The sequence below is a fragment of the Falsiroseomonas ponticola genome, assembly GCF_016805305.1.
Lineage (GTDB): Bacteria > Pseudomonadota > Alphaproteobacteria > Acetobacterales > Acetobacteraceae > Falsiroseomonas > Falsiroseomonas ponticola.
Map to the genome: position 1 here is coordinate 100,094 of NZ_JAERQN010000002.1, position 19,516 is coordinate 119,609.

The 19,516-nt window shown below is 72.6% G+C and carries 18 protein-coding genes and 1 tRNA gene; 14 read left to right on the forward strand and 5 right to left on the reverse strand.

The annotated features are described in order from the left end of the window. Nucleotides 1-13 precede the first annotated feature (13 nt). The 11 genes from JJI54_RS08075 (at nucleotide 14) to JJI54_RS08125 (ending at nucleotide 13,186) form a co-directional block, all read left to right on the forward strand. A complete protein-coding gene (locus JJI54_RS08075; protein WP_226381561.1) occupies nucleotides 14-1,165 on the forward strand; it encodes an FAD-dependent oxidoreductase in 1,152 nt (383 codons plus the stop codon). Then, nucleotides 1,162-2,808: an acyl-CoA dehydrogenase gene (locus tag JJI54_RS08080; protein WP_203072460.1), complete on the forward strand. Its 1,647-nt coding sequence runs from the start codon at nucleotides 1,162-1,164 to the stop codon at nucleotides 2,806-2,808. The genes JJI54_RS08075 and JJI54_RS08080 overlap by 4 nt, the downstream gene beginning before the upstream one ends. Before the next feature lie 57 nt (nucleotides 2,809-2,865). Beyond that, nucleotides 2,866-4,470, forward strand: a complete 1,605-nt coding sequence (crtI, locus tag JJI54_RS08085) for a phytoene desaturase family protein (protein ID WP_203072461.1) — start codon at nucleotides 2,866-2,868, stop codon at nucleotides 4,468-4,470. A gap of 244 nt (nucleotides 4,471-4,714) precedes the next feature. Beyond that, nucleotides 4,715-6,301 (forward strand): phytoene desaturase family protein, encoded by a 1,587-nt coding sequence (locus JJI54_RS08090; protein WP_203072462.1) that lies wholly within the window; start codon nucleotides 4,715-4,717, stop codon nucleotides 6,299-6,301. An 8-nt stretch (nucleotides 6,302-6,309) separates the two neighbouring features. Then, nucleotides 6,310-7,125, forward strand: a complete 816-nt coding sequence (locus JJI54_RS08095) for a lysophospholipid acyltransferase family protein (protein ID WP_203072463.1) — start codon at nucleotides 6,310-6,312, stop codon at nucleotides 7,123-7,125. A 3-nt stretch (nucleotides 7,126-7,128) separates the two neighbouring features. Further along, nucleotides 7,129-8,232: a glycosyltransferase gene (locus JJI54_RS08100; RefSeq protein WP_203072464.1), complete on the forward strand. Its 1,104-nt coding sequence runs from the start codon at nucleotides 7,129-7,131 to the stop codon at nucleotides 8,230-8,232. A 2-nt stretch (nucleotides 8,233-8,234) separates the two neighbouring features. Continuing rightward, a complete protein-coding gene (locus JJI54_RS08105) occupies nucleotides 8,235-9,836 on the forward strand; it encodes a squalene/phytoene synthase family protein (RefSeq protein ID WP_203072465.1) in 1,602 nt (533 codons plus the stop codon). Beyond that, nucleotides 9,833-11,062 carry a hydroxysqualene dehydroxylase gene (locus JJI54_RS08110; protein ID WP_203072466.1) on the forward strand — a complete coding sequence of 410 codons (1,230 nt, stop codon included), beginning with the start codon at nucleotides 9,833-9,835 and terminating at the stop codon, nucleotides 11,060-11,062. Before JJI54_RS08105 ends, JJI54_RS08110 begins: the two co-directional genes overlap by 4 nt. Next, complete coding sequence (locus JJI54_RS08115) at nucleotides 11,059-12,405, forward strand: aldehyde dehydrogenase family protein (protein WP_203072467.1); 1,347 nt, start codon at nucleotides 11,059-11,061, stop codon at nucleotides 12,403-12,405. The genes JJI54_RS08110 and JJI54_RS08115 overlap by 4 nt, the downstream gene beginning before the upstream one ends. 69 nt (nucleotides 12,406-12,474) lie before the next feature. Beyond that, a complete protein-coding gene (locus tag JJI54_RS08120) occupies nucleotides 12,475-13,056 on the forward strand; it encodes a GNAT family N-acetyltransferase (protein ID WP_203072468.1) in 582 nt (193 codons plus the stop codon). Between the two features lie 45 nt (nucleotides 13,057-13,101). Next, nucleotides 13,102-13,186 (forward strand) — tRNA-Leu (locus JJI54_RS08125). Nucleotides 13,187-13,343: 157 nt separating this feature from the next. On the opposite strand, the gene JJI54_RS08130 is transcribed toward JJI54_RS08125, so the two are convergent. The 5 genes from JJI54_RS08130 to JJI54_RS08150 all read right to left on the reverse strand — a co-directional run bounded on the left by JJI54_RS08130 (nucleotide 13,344) and on the right by JJI54_RS08150 (nucleotide 17,363). Beyond that, nucleotides 13,344-14,252: an SAM-dependent methyltransferase gene (locus JJI54_RS08130; protein WP_203072469.1), complete on the reverse strand. Its 909-nt coding sequence runs from the start codon at nucleotides 14,250-14,252 to the stop codon at nucleotides 13,344-13,346. Beyond that, complete coding sequence (locus tag JJI54_RS08135) at nucleotides 14,249-14,611, reverse strand: DUF423 domain-containing protein (protein ID WP_203072470.1); 363 nt, start codon at nucleotides 14,609-14,611, stop codon at nucleotides 14,249-14,251. The genes JJI54_RS08130 and JJI54_RS08135 overlap by 4 nt, the downstream gene beginning before the upstream one ends. A 9-nt stretch (nucleotides 14,612-14,620) precedes the next feature. Continuing rightward, the gene (locus JJI54_RS08140) at nucleotides 14,621-15,271 is read right to left on the reverse strand and encodes an endonuclease V (protein ID WP_226381621.1); all 651 of its coding nucleotides are present in this window, start codon (nucleotides 15,269-15,271) and stop codon (nucleotides 14,621-14,623) included. A gap of 210 nt (nucleotides 15,272-15,481) precedes the next feature. After that, nucleotides 15,482-16,375, reverse strand: a complete 894-nt coding sequence (locus JJI54_RS08145; RefSeq protein ID WP_203072472.1) for a fumarylacetoacetate hydrolase family protein — start codon at nucleotides 16,373-16,375, stop codon at nucleotides 15,482-15,484. Between the two features lie 10 nt (nucleotides 16,376-16,385). After that, on the reverse strand, nucleotides 16,386-17,363 hold the full coding sequence (locus tag JJI54_RS08150; protein WP_203072473.1) for a Bug family tripartite tricarboxylate transporter substrate binding protein: 978 nt from the start codon (nucleotides 17,361-17,363) through the stop codon (nucleotides 16,386-16,388). Between the two features lie 125 nt (nucleotides 17,364-17,488). Between JJI54_RS08150 and JJI54_RS08155 the strand changes: the two genes are divergently transcribed. From JJI54_RS08155 to JJI54_RS08165, 3 genes are read left to right on the forward strand one after another with little or no spacing between them, the layout of a single operon-like run. After that, nucleotides 17,489-18,112, forward strand: a complete 624-nt coding sequence (locus JJI54_RS08155; RefSeq protein ID WP_203072474.1) for a glutathione S-transferase family protein — start codon at nucleotides 17,489-17,491, stop codon at nucleotides 18,110-18,112. Between the two features lie 10 nt (nucleotides 18,113-18,122). Next, the gene (locus JJI54_RS08160) at nucleotides 18,123-18,764 is read left to right on the forward strand and encodes a glutathione S-transferase family protein (protein WP_203072475.1); all 642 of its coding nucleotides are present in this window, start codon (nucleotides 18,123-18,125) and stop codon (nucleotides 18,762-18,764) included. A 14-nt stretch (nucleotides 18,765-18,778) separates the two neighbouring features. Next, nucleotides 18,779-19,369: a histidine phosphatase family protein gene (locus tag JJI54_RS08165; RefSeq protein ID WP_203072476.1), complete on the forward strand. Its 591-nt coding sequence runs from the start codon at nucleotides 18,779-18,781 to the stop codon at nucleotides 19,367-19,369. Nucleotides 19,370-19,516: the final 147 nt, after the last annotated feature.

Consider the following 19,516-nt stretch of genomic DNA (forward strand, 5'->3'; position numbering starts at 1 on the left):
AAGACTGCGGCCCATGGGAAGCGCCATCATCCTCGGGGCCGGAATCATGGGCCTGTCCACCGCCTGGGCGCTCGCCCGGGCCGGGTGGTCCGTGGCGGTGGTGGAGCAGGATGCCGTGCCGAATCCGCGCGGCTCCTCGGTGGATGACCACCGGCTGATCCGCCACGCCTATGGCGCCGCCGCCGGCTACATGCGGATGATCGATCCCGCCTATGCGGCCTGGGACCTGCTGTTCGCGGAAGGGGGCGAGCGCCCCTACGTCCAGACCGGCGTGCTGGCGCTGGCGCATGCGCCGGGCGGCTGGCTGGCCGAAAGCCGCGCCGCGCTGCGCGGGGATGGCCATGCGGTCACGGATCTGGCGGCGGCGGACATTCCCGCCCGCTACCCCTTCCTCTCCGGCGATGGCATCGCGGATGCCTTCCACCTGCCCTCCGGCGGCGTGCTGCTGGCGCGGCGCATCGTGCAGCTGCTCGCCGCACGGCTCGCGGCGCGCGGCGTGCCCATCCGGCGCGGCCAGGCCGTGGCGGTGGACCCGGCGCGCGGCGCGCTGAGGCTGGCGGATGGCACGCGGCTGGAAGCCGACCTGCTGGTGGTGGCCGCCGGCCCCTGGGGGCCGCGCCTGCTGCCCGCGCTCGCCGCCCGCGTGCGCCCGACGCGGCAGATCATCGTCCGCCTGGCCCCCCCGCCCGCCCATGCCGAGGCCTGGGCCCGCGCCCCCATGCTGCTGGACCTGGCGGAGGATGGGGGCTTCTACGCCGTGCCGCCGGTGGCCGGCACGCCGCTGAAGATCGGCGACCACCGCTTCGCCCCCCATGGCGACCCGGAGGAGGCGCGCGAGGCGACCGCGGCGGAGGCCGAGGAGATCCTGGCCTATGCCCGCCACCGCATCCGCGGCCTGGCGGATTACCGCGTGCTGTCCGCTAGCGCCTGCTACTACGACGTGGAGCCGCAGGAGCGCTTCGTGGTGGAGCGCCTCGGCGATCGCGGCTTCGTGATGTCGGGCTTTTCGGGCCACGGCTTCAAGTTCGGCGCGCTGCTGGGCCTCGCCCTGGCGCGCGCGGCGGGTGACGAACACCTCGGCGCCGCCATATCCGCCTGGGCGGCCGGGGAAGCGCCGCCGCCGCCCGGGTTGTTCGCGGATCTTCAGCAGGAAACGACCGCATGACGCTGCCTTCCGCCGCCCCCCATTCCGCTGCGGACGACCTCATCCTCGGCCTGACGCGCGTGGTGGACCTGCCCGGCCTGACCGCCGCCGCCGGCGCGCCCCTGGCGGCGGAGGACATCGCCGCGCTGATCGAGGAAGCGGCGCGCTTCACGCGGGAGCAGATGGCCCCGGGCTGGCAGGAGGCCGACCGCCACGGCGCCCACTACGCCAACGGCACCGTCACCACGCCGCCCCACTACAAGGCCCTCATGAAGGCCTGGATCGAGAGCGGGTGGCAGGGTGTCGCGGCGCCGGAGGCGCATGGTGGGCAGGGGCTGCCGCATGCGGTCTGGGTGGCGGTGACGGAACTGGCCTCCGCCGCCGACATGGCCTTCTTCCTCGGCCCCGTGCTGACCACCGGCGCCATCGACCTGCTGATCGGCCATGGCACGCCGGACCAGCAGGAACGTTTCCTGCCGAAGCTCGTCACCGGCGAGTGGAACGGCACCATGTGCCTGACGGAGCCGCAGGCCGGCAGCGACCTGGCCGCGCTGCGCACCCGGGCGGAGCCGCTGGGCGATGGCCGCTACGCCCTGCACGGCCAGAAGATCTACATCACCTGGGGCGAGCACGACACGACGGAGAACATCCTGCACCTGGTGCTGGCCCGCCTGCCCGGCGCGGCGGAAGGCAGCCGGGGCATCAGCCTGTTCGCCGCGCCCAAGGTGCTGCCCGACGGCACGCGCAACGCCCTGCGCTGCGGCGGCATCGAGCGCAAGATGGGCATCCACGCCTCCCCCACCTGCATCATGCTGTTCGAGGGCGCGGAAGCGGAGCTGGTCGGCGAGCCGGGGCGGGGCCTCAACGCCATGTTCGCCATGATGAACGCGGCACGGCTGGCCGTCGGCGTGCAGGGCGTGGCGGCCGGCGCTCGGGCGCTGGAGCTGGCGGAGAAATACGCCGCGGACCGCACCCAGTCCGGCCGCCCCATCGCGCGCCATGCGGATGTCGCCCGCATGCTGGCGGAGATGCGCGCCACCACGCTCGCCGCCCGCCTGCTGGCGCTGGAAGCCGCCGCCTCGCTCGACCGGCACCACCTGCTGGGGGATGAGGCCGGGCAGGTGCGCCTGGCGCTGCTGACCCCCATCGTGAAGGCCTGGAGCACCGACCGCGGCGTGGAGAATGCCAGCCTCGGCATCCAGGTGCATGGCGGCATGGGCTTCGTGGAGGATACCGGCGCCGCGCAGGTGCTGCGCGACGTGCGCATCACCCCGATCTATGAGGGTACGAACGGCATCCAGGCGATCGACCTGCTGGTGCGCAAGGTGGCCAAGGATGGCGGCGCCGCGATGCGCGCCCTGCTGGCGGAGGTCTCGGCCGCCGATCCGCGCCTGGCCGCCACGGCGCGGCGGCTGGATGCGGCCACGGGCCTGATGCTGGACCTGCAGGCGCGGGACGCCGACGCCGCCCAGGGCCTGGCCACGGCCTATCTGGATGCCTGCGGCTGGGTGCTGGGCGGCTGGATGCTGGCCCGCGCCGCCGCCGTGGCGCCGGACCGGGCGGCGCTGGCCAGCTTCTACCTGGCCCGGCTGCTGCCCCGCGCCGAAGCCCGTTGCCTGGAAATAGAGCAGGGGGCGCTGGTGCCCATCCCTGCGGTGCTGTAACCGCTCATCCATGCCCCTTGCAGCCCCAGGCGCCGCACGCATCTGCTGCCCACCGCCATGACCGCTCCCCTCTCCTCCCCCGCCCTCCACCGTCCCCGGCCCAAGGTGGCCATCATCGGCGCAGGGCCCGGCGGCCTCGCTGCCGCGATGATGCTCGCCGCCTCGGGCGCCCGCGTCACCGTCTTCGAGAAGGACGGGGTGGTGGGCGGGCGCACCCGCACCCTCACCACCGAGCAGGGGTACAAGTTCGACCTCGGCCCGACCTTCTTCCTCTACCCCCGCATCCTGAAGGAGATCTTCGCGCGCTGCGGCGCCGATCTCGAGCAGGAGATCGACATGCGGCGGCTGGAGCCGCAATACCGCCTGACCTTCGAGAAGGACGGCAGCGCCACCCATATCGAGGCCAGCGCCGACATGGCGCGGATGGAAGCCGCGATCGCGCTGCTCTCGCCCAAGGATGCCAAGGGGCTGCGGCCCTTCATGGAGGAGAACCGCGCCAAGCTCGCGGCCTTCCGCCCCGTGCTGGAACGCGCCTTCTCCACCGCCGCCGACATGATCCGCCCGGACATGATCAAGGCGCTGCCGCTGATGAAGCCCTGGTCCACGGTGGACCGCGACCTGGCGCGGCACTTCAGCGACCCGCGCGTGCGCCTCGCCTTCTCCTTCCAGACCAAATACCTGGGGATGAGCCCGTTCAAGTGCCCGTCCCTGTTCACCATCCTGTCCTTCCTGGAATACGAGCACGGCATCTTCCACCCCATCGGCGGCTGCGGCGCGGTCTCCGTCGCCATGGCGAAGGTGGCGGAACGCCTGGGCGCGGAGATCCGGCTGAACTCCCCCGTGGACCGCATCGGCTTCGAAGGCCGCCGCGCCAAGGGGGTGGAGATCGGCGGCGTGCGGCATGAGGCCGATGCCGTCGTCGTCAACGCCGACTTCGCGCACGCCATCCCGAAGCTGATCCCGGATCACCTCCGGCGCGGCTGGAAGGACCGGAAGATCGGGCAGGCCAAGTATTCCTGCTCCACCTTCATGCTCTACCTGGGCCTCGACCGGGAACTGCCGGAACTCGCCCACCACAACGTCCTGCTCTCCGAAGGCTACCAGGAGAACATCGCCCAGATCGAACGGGGCGAAATCCCGGAAGTGCCGAGCCTCTACGTCCAGCACGCTGGCGCCACGGACCCGACCATGGCCCCCAAGGGCCACTCGGCACTCTACGTCCTCGTCCCCGTGCCGAACCTCATCAAGCAGCCGGACTGGCCCGCCCAGGCGGCACGATACCGCGACATCGCCCTCGACCGCCTGAAGGCGCTGGGCCTGCCGGACCTGCGGCCCCATATCCGCTACGAACGCGTCGTGGCGCCACAGGACTGGGAAAGCGACTTCGCGGTCGGCTTCGGGGCGACCTTCAACCTCTCCCACGAACTGCCGCAGATGCTGCTCTTCCGCCCGGGCAACCGGTTCCGGGACGTGGAAGGCGTGTACCTCGTCGGCGGCGGCACCCACCCGGGCAGCGGCCTGCCCGTCATCTACGAAGGCGCGCGGATCACGACCGGGCTGATGGCGCAGGACCTCGGCCTGGCCAGCGCGCCCAGCCGCCCCACGGCCGGCGGCGACTTCGCGGCGGCCACGCCGGCCGCGGCCTTCGGGCCGGATCGGTAGGCGGGTTTCGCGGGTGATTCGCGGGGGCGCTGCCCCCGCACCCCCGCCGGGGGGCGTGGCGCCCCCCGGGCCCCGCCAGATTTCAACGCTGGTCAGGGAGGGGGCCTGAAGCCCCCTCCCTGACCAGCGTTCAATACCTGAGGTCCAGGAGGCCGCTGCCTCCTGGCAGGGGGTGCAGGGGGACAGCGTCCCCCTGCAATGCCCCGGAAACATGCTACTGATTCAGGCACGGAGGTGCGTTCGCATGGCTGATCGGGTGGTGGTGGTGGGCGGTGGCCTGGGGGGGCTCGCGGCGGCGGCGGTGGCGGCGGCGCGCGGGCACAAGGTCACGCTGCTCGACAAGAACCCGTGGCTGGGTGGCAAGGCCGCGGTGTTGAGCCTGTCGGCGCCGGATGGCAGTGGCGATTTCCGCTTCGACATGGGGCCGACCATCCTGACGGTGCCGCGCGTGTTGCGCCGGATCTATGCGGAGGCGGGGCTCGACCAGGCGAAGGAGTTGCCGCTGATCCGGCTGGATCCGCAGTGGCGGTGTTTCTTCGAGGATGGGACGCAGATCGACCTGATGGCCGATGTGCCGACCATGATGCAGCGGATCGAGTCCTTCGCGCCGGGCCGTGGCCTGGCGGAGGGCTATCGCAAGTTCCAGGAGGAGAGCCGCCACCTGCATGGTGTCTCGGAGAAGTTCTTCTTCTGGCGGCCGGTGGAGGGTGTGACCGACACCATCGACATGAAGGCCAACCTCAATCCCGCGACGATCCGGGATGTGTTGAGCCTGCGCATGGGCCAGACCGCGGCCAAGGTGATCCGCGGCCATGTGCCGGATGAGCGCCTGGCCCAGATGCTGGACCATTACTGCCAGTATATCGGCTCCTCCCCCTACCTGGCGCCGGCGGTGGTCTGCTCGATCGGTGACATGCAGGCGAGCGAGGGCGTCTGGTACCCCGTCGGCGGCACGCGGGCGGTGGCGGAGGGCCTGGCCAAGCTGGCCGCCAGCCTCGGCGCCGATCTCCGCCCGAATTCCGAGGTGACGGGTTTCGACATCGAGAATGGCGCCATCAAGGGCGTGCGCGTGGGGTCGGAGCGGATCGCCTGCGATGCCGTCATCTCCAACATGGACGCCATCCGCACCTACAAGGAGCTGGTCGGCGGCGATGTCGGCCGGAAGTACGAGAAGAAGGGGTTCGAGCCCGCCTGCAGCGGCGTCGTGCTCTATCTCGGCCTGAAGAAGCGCTACGACCACCTGGCGCATCACTGCTTCGTCTTCTCCCGCGATGCGGAGGAGGAGTTCGACGCGATCTACAAGAAGGGCGAGCCCGCGCCGGATCCGACGGCCTATCTCGCCGCGACGTCGTGCAGCGACGACACCACCGCGCCGGCGGGGGGTGAGGCGCTCTATGTGCTGGTCCACACGCCGCATCTCCGCCCGCACCATGACTGGTCCAAGATGCTGCCGAAGTACCGGCAGACCATCCTCGACAAGCTGAAGCGCACCGCGGGGCTGGAGGATATCGAGGAGCGGATCGTGGTGGAGAGCCAGCTGACGCCGGTCGATATCCACAACCGCTACAAGGTGCTGGATGGCGCGATCTACGGGCTGGCGAGCCATGGCAGCTTCACCGGCGCCTTCAAGCCGGGCAACCGCAGCAAGGCGGTGAAGGGGCTGTATCTCTGCGGCGGTGCCGCGCATCCGGGCCCCGGCATGCCGATGGTGATGATGTCCGGCTGGATCGCCGCCGATGCGCTGGACCGCGACCGCGGCGGCCGGGGCATGAGCGAGGCGGCGCGGGAAGCCGGGCGGCGCGATTCCGAAATCGCCGCGGCCGCGGAATAACCACGGCCATGCCTGCCGCGCCGAAGCCGGAAGGGGACAACCCCGTCCCCCTCTTCGATCCGCGGCGCATGGCCTTCTTCCATTTCATGTTCCGCCGCTTCTTCGCCAAGCACATGCGCGCGGCGCGGGTGGCGCGCTGGGGGATGCCGCGGGACTATGGCAGCCGCCCGCTGGTGGTCTTCGCCAACCATCCGGGTTGGTGGGACGGTGTCGCCTTCATGCTGCTGTCGCAGCGGCTGTTCCGCGGGCGGACCATGTTCATCCCGATGGATGCGCAGGCGCTCAGCCGCTACGCCTTCATGAAGCGCCTCGGCGTCTTCGGGATCGAGACGGGGACGGCGCGCGGCGCCGTCGCCTTCCTGCGCACGGCGAAGACCGTGCTGGCGGCGCCGGACCGCATGCTCTGGATGAATGCGCCCGGCCGCTTCAGCGATGTGCGCGAACGCCCCGTGCCGATCGCACCCGGCATGACCCGGCTGCCGGAGATGGCGCCGGATGCGCTCTTCATCCCGCTCGCGCTCGACTACCCCTTCTGGACGGAGCGCAAGGCGGAGATGCTCTGCGCCTTCGGGGAGCCGATCGAGGCTTCCGCGCTGCTGGCCCTGCCGCGGGATGACCGCGCGCCGGCGCTCTCCGCCGCTCTGGCGGAGACGATGGATCGGCTTGCGCTGGACGCCATCGCCCGCGATCCGGCAAGGTTCGAGACGCTGCTGCGCGGGCCGGAAGGCATGGGAGGCGTGTGGCAGCTGTGGCGCCGCCTGCGCAGCACGCTGCGCGGCGAACGCTTCGACCCCCGCCACGACCCCCGTCAGGAGGCCGGCTAGACCATGGTTGCGGATTTCACCTGGGCCTGGATCGCGTTGGCGCTCGCGACCTTCCCGGCGACGATGGGGGTGGTGAACCTGTTCCTCGTCCGCCCGCCGGAAGGGCGGCCGGGCGATGGCGCGCTGGTTTCCGTGCTGATCCCGGCGCGGAACGAGGAAGCGAACATCGCCGCCTGCCTCGATGCGGTGCTGGCCTCCCGGGGGGCGGCGATCGAGGTCGTCGTGATGGATGACGGATCGACCGACCGCACGGCGGCGATCGTGCAGGGCTATGCGGCGCGGGATTCGCGGGTGCGGCTGGAACAGGCGCCGCCCTTGCCGGCGGGCTGGACGGGCAAGGTGCATGCCTGCCAGCGCCTGGCGGATGCCGCGCGGGGCACGCATCTGCTGTTCATCGATGCCGATGTGCGCCTGGCCCCCGATGCCGCCGCCCGCATGGCTGGCCATGCCGCGCGCACCGGCGCCGGGATGGTCACGGGCGTGCCGCGCCAGGTCATCGCCTCGCTGGGCGAGGCCGCGACCGTGCCGATGATCAATTTCCTCCTGTTCTGCTACCTGCCGGGCGGCGGGCGGGCCTTCACGAAGCGGTCCGGCATGGCGGCGGCCTGCGGGCAGCTGCTGCTGGTGGAGCGCGGCGCCTATGACCACACCGGCGGCCATGCGGCGGTGAAGGGCGTGCTGCATGACGGCCTCGCCCTGGCGCGGCTGATGCGCGATGCCGGCCATGCGACGGAGATCGTGGAGGGCGCGGGCCTCGCGACCTGCCGCATGTACACGAACTTCGCGGATTGCTGGGCCGGCTTCAGCAAGAATGCGCGGGAGGGGATGGCGACGCCGGTCGGCCTGCCGGTCTGGACCGCCATGCTGGCGGGCGCGCATCTCTGGCCCTTCGTCTTCCTGCCGAACACGGCGGCGATCATCGCCCTGGCGCTGGGCTTCGCGCTGCGCGCCGCCGTCACGCTGCGGGTGCGGGAGCCCTGGTGGACCATCCCGCTGCATCCGCTGACGGTGGCGGTGGCGCTGGCCATCCAGTGGACGGCGCTGGTGCGCGGGCTGATGGGCAAGCCGGCGGGCTGGAAGGGCCGCGCCTACCAGGGCACGGGCTGATCGTGGACGGGACCGCGGTTGCCGCCGGACCGCCGACACGGGACGAGCATTCGGAGAATTTCCCCGTCGCCTCGCGGCTGATCCCGGCCGCGCTGCGCCCGAAGGTACTGGCCTTCTACCGCTTCGTCCGCACCGCCGACGACATCGCCGACCACCCCACGCTGAACAGCCATGAGAAGCTGGCGCGGCTGGAGGCGATGGAGGTGCTGCTGGACGATCCCGCGGGCCCCCTGGCCGAGGTCGGCACGGAGGAGGCGCGCCTGCTGCTCTCCGCCTTCCGCCAGGACGCCATCCGCAGCCGCTACCCCGACTGGGCGGCGCTGGAGGATTACTGCGCGCGCTCCGCCGAACCGGTCGGGCGCATGCTGCTGCGCCTGCATGGGGAGGATGACGCGCAAGCGCGCCATGCCTCCGACGGCCTCTGCACCGCGCTGCAGATCCTGAACCATTTGCAGGATCTGGTGCCGGACCGGGATGCGATGGACCGCATCTACCTGCCCGTGCCCTGGATGGCGCTGGCGGGAGGGGAGGCCGCGTTCTTCGCCAAGGCGAACCCCGCGCGCCGCGCCGTGCTGGATGCGGCGCTGGACCGGGTGGAGGCGCTGATGGAACAGGCGGCGCCGCTGCCCCGCCTGCTGCGGTCCCGCCTGCGCTTCCAGGCGGCGGTGACGCTGGATCTGGGCTGGCGGCTGCTGGCGAAGCTGCGCGCCGATGACCCCGTGCAGGGGCGCGTTGCGCTGGGCAAGGCGGACTTCGCCAAGGCCTTCGCCCGCCTCGCCCTGCCGCCACCCTCCGATGCCGCGGTGGTCAGGGCGCGGGTAACCCGGGCAAAGTCATCCTTCGCGCGGGGCATGGCGGTGCTGAAGGGGCAGCGGCGCCGCGCCCTTTTCGCCGTCTATGGCTTCTGCCGCGCGGTGGACGACATCGCCGATGGCGCCATGCCGGAAGCCGAGAAGCGCCGCTTCCTCGCGCAGTGGCGCAGCAAGCTGGAGGCGCCGGATTGCGCGCTTTCCGCCGAACTCGCCTGGGCGCGGCGGGACTTCGCGCTGCCGCTGTCGGAATGCGAGGCGATGATCGCGGGGATGGAGACGGATGCGACGCCCGCGCTGCGGCTGCGGACGGAGACGGCGCTCGACGAATATTGCCGCCGCGTCGCCGGCAGCGTCGGCGCCATGGCGGTGCGCATCTTCGGCGCGCCGGGCGCGCAGGGCTTCGGCCTCGCGCTCGGCCGGACCTTCCAGCTGGTGAACATCCTGCGCGACGTGGATGAGGATGCGGCGATCGACCGCGTCTATGTGCCGGCGGACCTGCTGGCGCGCCATGGCGTGACGGCGACGGCGGCGGCCGAGATCGTCGCTGATCCCGGCTTCGCCCGCTGCTGCGAGGAGCTGGCCCATCGCGCCGCCGCCGGCTTCGCCCGGGCGGAGGCGGAGCTGCGGGAACATGACCCGGCCGCGCTGAAGCCCGCCGTCGTGATGATGTGGGGCTATCGCCGCCTGTTCGAGCGCATGCAGGCGCAGGGCTTCGCCGCCCCGCGCCTCCGGCCGCGCCTGACGCGGGAGGAGAAGCTGCGCATGGCGCTGCTGGCGATGAAGCCGGGATGACCGTCCACGTCATCGGCGCGGGGGTGGCGGGGCTGGCCGCGGCGCTGGCGCTCGCCAAGGCCGGGCGGCGCGTGGTGGTGCATGAGGCATCGCCCGGCGCGGGCGGCCGCGCGCGGGCGCTGCCGGATGGCACGGATAACGGCACCCATGCGCTGCTCGGCGCGAACCAGGCGGCGCTCGGCTTCCTGCGGGAGGTGGGGGCGCTGGAGGGCTGGGTGGAGCCGGAGCCCGGGGGGCTGCCGGTGCTGGACCTGGCGGACCACGCCGCGCGCCGCGTGGCGCTGGCCCCGGTCGGCTGGCTGCGCCCCGCGATGCGCCCGGCCGGGATGGATGCGGGCGGCTTCCTCGCCCTGCTGCGCCTGGCCCTGCCGGGGCGGGACCGCAGCGTGGAAGCCGCCTTCGCCCGCCATCCCGTGCTGCTGCGCGCGCTGGTGGAGCCGCTGACCGTGGCGGCGCTGAACACCCCGGTGGCGGAGGCCTCCGCCAGCCTGCTCGGCACCGTGCTGCGCAGGCTCGGCGCGCCGGGGGCGGCGCGGCTGCTGGTGGCGGAACGCGGGTTGGGGCCGGATCTGGTGGCACCGGCGCTGGCGACGATCGGCGCGCATGGCGGCGCGGTGCGCTTCGGGTCCCGCCTGCGCGGCCTGGTGCGCGCGGAAGGCCGGGCCGCGGCGCTGGATTTCGGGGAGACGGCGCAGCGCCTGGCGGCGGAGGACCAGGTGGTGCTGGCCCTGCCGCCGTGGGAGGCGCTGCGCCTGCTGCCGGAGCTGCCCGCGCCCACCACCCATGCCCCCATCCTCAATGTCCATTTCGCGCGGGAAGGGCAGGGGCCGCTTCGCTTCATCGGGCTGCTCGGCGGGCTCGGCCAATGGGTGCTGGTGCGGCCTTCCGGCGTCTCCGTGACGGTCAGCGCGGCCGATGATGGGGTCGGGCTCTCCGACGCCGAGGCGGCGGAGCGCATCTGGCCGGAAGTGCTGGCCGCCGCCATGGCCTTCCGCCTGCCGGGCGAATGGCCGATCCGTGCCCCCGCCGCCCGGGCTGTCCGCGAACGCCGCGCGACGCCCCGCCACGCCGTCGGCCCGCGCCCCGCGCCGCCGCGCCGGCCGCTGGCGAACCTCGCCCTCGCCGGCGACTGGACCTTCCCGGGTCTGCCCGCGACCATCGATGCGGCGGTGCAGTCAGGGCAGGCGGCCGCGGCGGCGCTGCTGCATCCCGGGCCGCGCGCATGACGCCGGCCGAAGCGCTGGCGACGCTGCGCGCGGCGGAGGCCCGCGACGGACGCATCGGGGTGGAGGCGCGCCGGGACCTGCTGGCGCGGCTGGCCGATGCGCTGCTGACCCATGCGGAGGCGATCGCCGCGGCGCTGGATGCCGATTATGGCGGGCGCTCCAGGCTGGAGACGCTGCTGGCCGATGTGCTCTGCGCCGTCGATGCCGCGCGCTATTCGCGCCGCCATGTGCGGTCCTGGGCCAAGCCGAAGCGCGTGGCCGTGCCCTATCCCTTCTGGCCGACCCGCGCCTGGGAGGAGCCGGTGCCCAAGGGCATCATCGGCATCATGGCGCCCTGGAACTACCCGGTGCAGCTGGCCCTGGTGCCCGTGGTGGACGCCATCGCCGCCGGCAACCGCGTGGCCGTGAAACCCAGCGAGGGGACGCCCCGCTGCGCCGCCCTGATCGCCCGGGTGCTGGAGGAGGCGCTGGGCCCCGCCATCGCGGCCACGGTGCAGGGCGGGCCCGATGTCGCGGCCGATTTCGCCGCCCAGCCCTGGGACCACCTGGTCTTCACCGGCGGCACCACCACGGGCCGCAAGGTGGCCGAAGCCGCGGCGCGGAACCTGGTGCCCGTGACGCTCGAACTCGGCGGCAAATGCCCCGCCTTGGTCCTGCCGGGCGCTGACCTGGCGCGGGCGGCGCGGGACATCCTGGTGGGCAAGGCGGTGAATGCGGGCCAGACCTGCGTGGCGCCCGACACCGTGCTGCTGGTCGGCCACACGCCGGAGGCCTTCGCCCAGGCCTGCCGCGCCACCGGCATCGGCCTGCCGGAGACGGCGCTGGCGAATGAGGCCCAGGCCGCGCGGCTGGACCGCCTGGCGGAAGGCGCGGCGCTGGAACGCCTGGCCCCCGATGCCGGCCCCCGCCACCGTGCCCTGGCGCTGGCCTTCCCCCCGCCCGGCCACCCCCTGCTGCGGGAGGAAGTCTTCGGCCCCCTCCTGCCCGTGCTGGCGCTGCCGGACCTGCCCGCGGCCATCGCCTGGGTGGCGGAACGGCCCTCCCCGCTGGCCGTCTATCTCTTCGGCGCGACGGCGCCGGAGACCGCGATGGTCGCCCGCTCGGTGCGCTGCGGGGCCCTCGTGCAGGATCGCGCGGTGGAATACGCGGCCTTCCCGGCGCTCGGCTTCGGGGGCACCGGTCATTCCGGGTCAGGACGCTATAAAGGAATCGCGGGATTCGTCGCATTTTCGACGAATCGCGCGCGGGTCGTGCATGGGAAATGGAGTCTTTCCCGTATCTTCGATGTCCCGAGAAAAAAATTCGCTCCGCAGTTGATCGAGAGGCTGGTAAGAAAGCGTTAACGCTGGCAGCTTCCGCGTATGATCGTATCCGGCGAGCCTGACGCGCCCATCCACACGCAGAGGCTGCGTTTGCGTCTTCCCCAACCCGATGACGCGCAGGCGCTGGCCGGTCTCATGGCGCCGGAGGTCAGCGCGCGCCTCGCCTCCTGGCCCGCCAGCCTGGCGCCGGAGATCGCGGCGCAGCGGCTGACGGAAGCGCGCGGCGCCGCGCTGGATGGCCAGGCGGTGCCGCTGGTGATCGAGCGCCGGGACGACCAGGCGCTGATCGGCTGGATCGGCGCCACGCGGTCGGAGCGCGACCGGGACCGCGCCATCCTCACCTACTGGCTCGGCTGCGCGCATCACGGCCAGGGCTACATGCGCGAAGCCGCGCCGGCGGCGCTGGCCGCCATCTTCGCGCGGCTGGAGGTGACGGAGGTGCGCGCCGCCGTGCAATGCGACAACGATGCCTCCCGCGCCGTGCTGCAGGGCCTGGGCATGCAGCGGCTGGAGCTGGGGCGCATCTGGTGCAGCGCCCGGGGGCGGGAGGAAGTCTGCGAATGGTGGGGCGTGTCCCGGCCGGCGCCGGAAGCGCCCGCCGCGTCCCTGCCCGCCGTGCTGCCGGCGCTGGCGGCGACCGTTCCCGCCCTGCAGGCCGCCGCCGCCCCGTAACGGCCCCTGGCCGGCGCCCCGCCACGCCGCCATAATCACCCTGGCGCGGGCGTGCCGGAACGGTAGACGGAAGGGTCTTAAAAACCCTCGGCCTTTGGCCATGCGGGTTCGATCCCCGCCGCCCGCACCATGTGCGTGCCCTCAGGCGCCGGGCGCGCGCTGCGCGCGCTTGGCTCGCCGGACTGCCGGCGGGCCGCATTCGCGGCCTCGGCGCGCTTGGCGCACCGCTGTTTCTGTTGAGGCGGGCGTTCCCGGCCGGCGAGGTTTCCGGCGGCGCTGCCGTACCCCTATCCCAGCCGAGCGAAGGTCAGCTCGTGCTTGTTGTGGGCGCCGTGGAAGACCACCGCGCCGGGGATGGCGGCGAAGGCTTCCGCGGCCTCGTGGTCCGTCTCGCCCTGGAACTTGATGGTGCAGACCAGATTGCGCGCCGCATCGGCATCGATCCAGCGGCGCACCAGCGCCAGCAGCCGTGCGGGGTAGCAGATCACGTCGCTGAACAGCCAATCCACCTTGGGCTCCGCGCGCGGGTCGAGCCCGAAGGCGCTTTCCGCCCGCACCGTCACGCCGCGCATCGCGGCCACGCCCGGGTCCATCGCCGCCTTGTCCACCGCCGCCACCTGCGCGCCGAGCCTGGCCAGCACCCAGGTCCAGCCCCCCGGCGCGGCGCCGAGGTCGAGGCACCGCTCCCCCGGCCCCGGATACCGGCCGAGCCGCGTCAGCGCCTCCCACAGCTTGAGGTAGGCGCGCGATGGCGGGCCCTCCTTGTCCTCCACGAAGGCGACCTCCCCATTCACGAAGGGGCTGGTCTTGGTGGGGGAGGCCAGCATCCGGTCCGGCGCCAGCAGCGTCCAGGCGCCGAGATGGCCGGTCGGCGCGGGCTCCGGGAAGGCCAGCGGCCGTGCCTTCACCGGCGGCAGGCGCTCCGTGATCAGGGTGCTGCGGCGATGATGCGCGGCCGCATAGCCGGCCCAGTTGCGCTGGATGGCCCGCAGCGCATCGGCGCCCGCCTTGACGGAGGGCACGGCGATTTCCGCCGGCGCCGTCCAGCATTCCAGCGCCCAGGCGGCATGCGCCGGCGGGTCGGGCGACAGCGCCAGCCGGCCATGCCAGCCTGCCACGCGCCGCCCGGCGCGCCGCAGCTCCTCCGCCAGCTCGGCTTCGAAGCCCTCGGCCGCCAGATAGGCGCTGGCGATCACTTCTGGGGCGCCAGCGCGGCGGCCGCGGCCAGGATGCCCCAGCCCACCAGCAGCACCGTCCCGCCGAGCGGCGTGACCAGGCCGAGCGAGGTGTCCGTCAGCGCCCGCAGATAGACGCCGCCGCAGAAGGCGATGGTCCCGGCCGCGAAGCACCCCGCCGCCACATGCACCAGGCGCCCGCGCCGCCGTTCCGCCAGCAGCCCCGCGCCGAGCAGCGCCAGCGCGTGCCAGGCCTGCAGCGAGGCGCCGGTCGTCGCCAGCGCCGCGCGCTCCGGCGCCAGGCCATGCGAGGCATAGGCCGCCATCGCCACCGCGATGAGGCCCGACAGCGCCCCGAACACCATCCAGATCCGTGCCATGGGCGGGGATTACCCCGCGGCCGCCGCCGCCGCCAGCCGCACCCGCGCGGCCTCCTCATGCGCCAGCCGCGTGGGCTCCGGCAGGCGCCGGCCGCGCAGCGTGCGTTCCACCCAGGCGATCGCCGTCTCCAGCGAGACGCGGTGCCCGACCGAGACATAGAGCGGATTGGCCCCCCGCCGCGTGCGCAGCGCCATGCCGAGCACGCGCCCCTTCCACACCAGCGGCGCGCGCGCGCCCGGCACGTCCGGTAGCGCGCCCTCCACCTGGCCCCGCAGCACCGATTTCGCGACGCCGATGGTCGGCACGTCCAGCACCACGCCGAGATGGCTCGCGACCCCGAGGCCCTTGGGATGCGCGATGCCATGCCCATCGACGAGGATCAGATCGGGCTTCACCGGCAATTGCGCGAAGGCGCGGGCCAGCACCGGCACCTCCCGGAATCCCAGCAGCCCCGGAATGTAGGGCAGGCCGCCGGACCGGCTGGCGCCGCCGGCGCCGATCGGCGCCAGCGTCGCGGCATCCAGCGCCACCATCGCCGCATGCACCGTCCGCGTCGGATCGAAGCGCATCGAGGATGCATCGGCGCCGCCCAGCACGCGGACGGGGCCGAGCGCATCCTCCGTCACCACAAGTGCCGCGAGGTCGGGCTGGAGGCGCAGCGCCTCCGCGGCGGTCGCGGGTTCGGGTGGTGTCGTGGCCCCCTCCTTAGTGACCGTTTGAGAACACTGGCGGGTCGGTTTCGCTGGGCTTTTCCGTCCCTGGTTCGTCGCCCGGCTTGCCGATGCAACCAGCATCGGCCGCGCCCGGCTCCTGCCAGGGCCGAAAAATCCCTCGCGAACCCTCAGCCGCCAGCATTCTCAAACGGTCACTTACGCTTCGCCGGGAGCCACGATGTGGGTGGTGATCTCCATCACCCCCTCCAGCCCCGCGACGCAGACATCGCCGGGCTTCAGGTAGAGTTCCGCCGCGTTGGGCTGGCCGATGGCCGTGCCGCGCGGCGCGCCCGTCGCGATCACGTCCCCGGCCTCGAAGGGCATGAAGCGGGAGAAATGGGCGATGATGCCCTCGATCCGGTGGATGTATTCGTCGGTGTTCACGCGCAGCCGCTGCTGGCCGTTGACGACGCAGGTCAGCCAGAGGTCGTAGGGATCCGCGATGTCCGCGAGCGGCACGGCATAGGGGCCGACCGGCGTGAAGCCCGGCATGTTCTTGGAGACCCAGAACTTGGTGCCGAGCTGCACCTCCTGCTTCTGGATCTCCCGCGCCGTCAAATCGTTCAGCACCGTGACGGCGCCGACATAGTCCCGCGCCTTCTCCCGCGGCACCTGGAAGGCACGCTTCGTGACGATGAAGGCCAGCTCCGGCTCATAGTCGAAGGTCGTGATGCCCTCCGGCCGTGCCACGCGCGCGCCATCGCCGACCAGCGTCTCCGTCAGCTTCACGAAGCTCGTCGGCTCCTTCGGGTCCTCCAGCAGCATGCCCTTCGCGGCGAGTTCCGCGCGATGCACCTTGCTGTTCTTGCCCACGCAGAAGATTTTTCCCGGGTTGGTGATGGGCGGCAGCACGTGGCAGGACGCCAGCGGCAGCGCGACCTTCGCGCCCTCGATGATCGCGCGCAGTTCCGCGACGGGCAGCGCCAGCGCGCGCAGCATGTCCCAGTCGCCGCCCAGCGCCGCCGTCAGGTCCAGCATCGCCTCGCCGCGCACCGCGCCGAGCCGCGGCCGCACATCGCCGCGGGAGAGGAAAGTCGCCAGTCGGATCATGGAAGAAGGCCTATTCCAGGGTGATGTTGCGTTCGCGGACCACGCGCTGCCATTTCGCGATGTCCTGGTCGATGAAGGCGGCGAAGGCGTCCGGCGTCATCGGCTCCGGCTCCGCGCCCAGCGTCGCCAGCCGCTCCTTCGTGGAGGTCAGCGAGAGCGCGCGCGCGGCTTCCTGTGCGATGCGCTGCGTGACGCCGGCGGGCACGCCCTTCGGCGCGAAGAGGCCGAACCAGCCGACCGCCGCATAGCCCGGCAGCCCCGTCGCATTCGCCGCCGGCACGCCGGGCAGCAGCGCGGTCGGGCGTTCCGACGTCACGGCCAGGTTCACCACCTGGTTGGCGGCGACGGCAGCGGCGACGGTCTGCGGCGGCGCGAACATCAGGTGGATGCGCCCCGCCACCAGGTCCGTCAGCGCGGGCCCCGTGCCGCGATAGGGCACGTGCAGCATCTCGATCCCCGCCATGGAGGCGAAGAGTTCGGCCGCCAGGTGGCTCGCCGCTCCCGTGCCGCTGCTGCCGAAGGTGAAGTGCCCCGGCCGCGCCTTGGCGAGTGCGATCAACTCGCCCACGTTGCGCGCGCCGACGCCGGGATGCATGGCGATGACATAGGCCGGGGCGGCGATCAGCGTGATGGGCGTGAGTTCGTCCCGCACCGCGAAGACCTTGTCGCCGCCCGGGCCCGCGAGGCCCATGATCCCGCCGGTCGAGGTCACCATCAGCGTGTGCCCGTCCGGCTGCGCGCGCTGCACCATCTGCAGCCCGATCCGCCCCGCCCCGCCGCCGCGATTCTCGACGACCACGGATTGCCGCCAGGATTCCTGGAAATGCTGGCCGAGGATGCGCGCCAGCACATCCGTGCCGCCGCCGGGCGGGAAGGGCACCACGATGGTGACGGTGCGCGTGGGAAAGGCCGCGTCCTGCGCGCGGGCGAGCCCCGGCAAGGCCAGGCCGGTGCCAAGCGTGGCCAGCAGCGTCCTGCGCGTCGTCATCAATCTTTCCTCCTCGGCGGGATAATCTCTTGGCATGGGCCAGGGGGACGGCCAAGGGGGGGCGAGGGGGTGACGCCCCTCCGGCCCCGCCCTACAGTTTCGCCGCCTCGGAGGAGAACCCCGCCATGAAGCTCTACTACTCGCCCGGCGCCTGCTCGATGGGCATCCACATCATCCTCGAGGAGCTGGGCAAGCCCTATGAGCTGTCGCTGGTCGCGCTGAAGGATGGCGCGCAGCACAAGGCGGAGTTCATGGCGGTGAACCCGAAATCGAAGGTGCCGGCGCTGGACCGCGGCGACGGCAAGGTGCTGACGGAATTCCCGGTCATCGCCTGGTGGCTGGCCAAGTCCAACCCCGCCGCCGCGCTGATCCCGGCCGATTTGGAAGGGGAGGCGCGGTGCCTGGAGCTGCTGGACTATGTCTGCGGCACCATCCACCCCCAGGCCTTCACCCGCCAGTTCCGCCCCGGCAACTACACGCTGCGGGAGGAGGATTTCCCGAAATCGGTGGAGCAGGGCAAGGCGAACGCGGCCAAGTATTTCGACACGCTGGAGAAGGGCTGGGCGGGCGGCACCTACCTGCTGCCCTCCGGCTATTCGGTCGCCGATGCCGCGCTGTTCTTCGTGGAATACTGGGCCACGCGCCGTTCCAAGATGGAGCTGCCGCCGCACCTGGCCGCGCATCTCGCCGCCATGCTGGCGCGGCCCGCGGTGCAGCGGGCGCTGACGCAGGAAGGCCTGGCGCTGTAGGGCGCGGGCCATGGCGAATCCCGTCCTCTGGACCTCCACCAACACCTCCGGCTCCATCGCCCACCAGGCGGCGATGGTGTCGGGGCTGGCGGTCGATCTGCGCTTCATCTCGCTGCGTGGCGGCGACACGAAGAAGGCCGACTACCTCGCCATCAACCCGAAGGGGGAGGTGCCGGCCCTGCAGCTGCCGGACGGCACCGTCATCACGGAAATCCCCGCGGTGATCTTCTGGCTGGCGGAAGCGGCGCCGGATAGCGGGCTGCTGCCGCCGGGCCCCTCCGGCCGCGCCAAGGGCATGGAATGGCTGGCCTGGTGCCACTGGACCATGGGCCGCCACTTCAACCCGGCCTTCGGCCCGCTGCGCTTCGCCGGGGGCAACGAGGCCGCGGGCAATGCCGTGCGCGCCGCGGCGCTGGTCCGCGCCAAGGAAGCGCTGGCCTTCGCCGATGCGGCGCTGGCGCGCAGCGGCGGCACGCTCTGCGGCACGGACCAGCCGACGGGCGCCGACATCTTCCTGGCCGCGCTGACCACCTTCGCCGGCTTCCTCAAGATCGACATCACCGACCTTCCCGCCCTGCTGGCGCTGACCGACCAGGTCTCCGCCATGCCGGGCGTGGCGGCGGCCAAGGCGCGCGAAGCGGCGCAAGGATAGCCCCAAGGATCGTCATGCCCGGATTGACCCCCACCACCTTCTGGTTCCTCCGCCATGGGGAGACCGACTGGAACGCCCAGGGGCTCTCCCAGGGCCGCACCGACATCCCGCTGAATAGCGTCGGCCTGGCGCAGGCGCGGCGCGCGGCGCGGACGCTGGCCGGACTGCCCATCGAGACGCCCATCAGGACCATCGTCGCCTCCCCCCTGCTGCGCGCGCGCCGGACGGCGGAGATCGCGGCGGAGGCGCTGGGCCTGCCCGTCAGCCTGGACCCCGACCTGCAGGAGGTGAATTTCGGGGAGCAGGAAGGCCTGCCCATGGGCGATTGGTACGATGACTGGATCGCCGGCGGCTATACGCCGAAGGGCGCCGAGACCTTCGCCGAGCTGCGCGCGCGGACGGTGCGCGGCATCAACGCGGCCGTCGCCCGCCCCGGCCCCGTGCTGGTGGTGGCGCATGGCGCGCTGTTCCGCGCGCTGCGGATGGAGGCGGGGCTGGAGGCGAATGTCCGCACCCCCAACGCCCTGCCGCTGCTGATGGAACCGCCCGCGCCCGGCGAGGTCGCCTGGACCATCACCCCCGCGGTGCTGGCGCCGGAGGCCTAGCCCGGCTTCAGCGTCCGCAGCGACGCTGAGACCGGTCCAGACGCCTGTCTTCACGCATGTTCCAGTTTGTCGGGCGATTCCGCCCGACCTGAACAGGTGCGGGGCCCCGTCACGCCATGCCGCCGGGCCCATGCCGTGGCCCGCGGC

Bases quoted from the DNA above. Each gene is read 5' to 3' on its own strand.
- crtI (WP_203072461.1), top strand. From the start codon at position 2,866: ATGACCGCTCCCCTCTCCTCCCCCGCCCTCCACCGTCCCCGGCCCAAG.
- JJI54_RS08110 (WP_203072466.1), top strand. From the start codon at position 9,833: ATGACCGTCCACGTCATCGGCGCGGGGGTGGCGGGGCTGGCCGCGGCG.
- JJI54_RS08115 (WP_203072467.1), top strand. From the start codon at position 11,059: ATGACGCCGGCCGAAGCGCTGGCGACGCTGCGCGCGGCGGAGGCCCGC.
- JJI54_RS08080 (WP_203072460.1), top strand. From the start codon at position 1,162: ATGACGCTGCCTTCCGCCGCCCCCCATTCCGCTGCGGACGACCTCATC.
- JJI54_RS08090 (WP_203072462.1), top strand. From the start codon at position 4,715: ATGGCTGATCGGGTGGTGGTGGTGGGCGGTGGCCTGGGGGGGCTCGCG.
- JJI54_RS08100 (WP_203072464.1), top strand. From the start codon at position 7,129: ATGGTTGCGGATTTCACCTGGGCCTGGATCGCGTTGGCGCTCGCGACC.
- JJI54_RS08165 (WP_203072476.1), top strand. From the start codon at position 18,779: ATGCCCGGATTGACCCCCACCACCTTCTGGTTCCTCCGCCATGGGGAG.
- JJI54_RS08095 (WP_203072463.1), top strand. From the start codon at position 6,310: ATGCCTGCCGCGCCGAAGCCGGAAGGGGACAACCCCGTCCCCCTCTTC.
- JJI54_RS08075 (WP_226381561.1), top strand. From the start codon at position 14: ATGGGAAGCGCCATCATCCTCGGGGCCGGAATCATGGGCCTGTCCACC.
- JJI54_RS08155 (WP_203072474.1), top strand. From the start codon at position 17,489: ATGAAGCTCTACTACTCGCCCGGCGCCTGCTCGATGGGCATCCACATC.
- JJI54_RS08160 (WP_203072475.1), top strand. From the start codon at position 18,123: ATGGCGAATCCCGTCCTCTGGACCTCCACCAACACCTCCGGCTCCATC.
- JJI54_RS08145 (WP_203072472.1), bottom strand. From the start codon at position 16,375: ATGATCCGACTGGCGACTTTCCTCTCCCGCGGCGATGTGCGGCCGCGG.
- JJI54_RS08150 (WP_203072473.1), bottom strand. From the start codon at position 17,363: ATGACGACGCGCAGGACGCTGCTGGCCACGCTTGGCACCGGCCTGGCC.
- JJI54_RS08135 (WP_203072470.1), bottom strand. From the start codon at position 14,611: ATGGCACGGATCTGGATGGTGTTCGGGGCGCTGTCGGGCCTCATCGCG.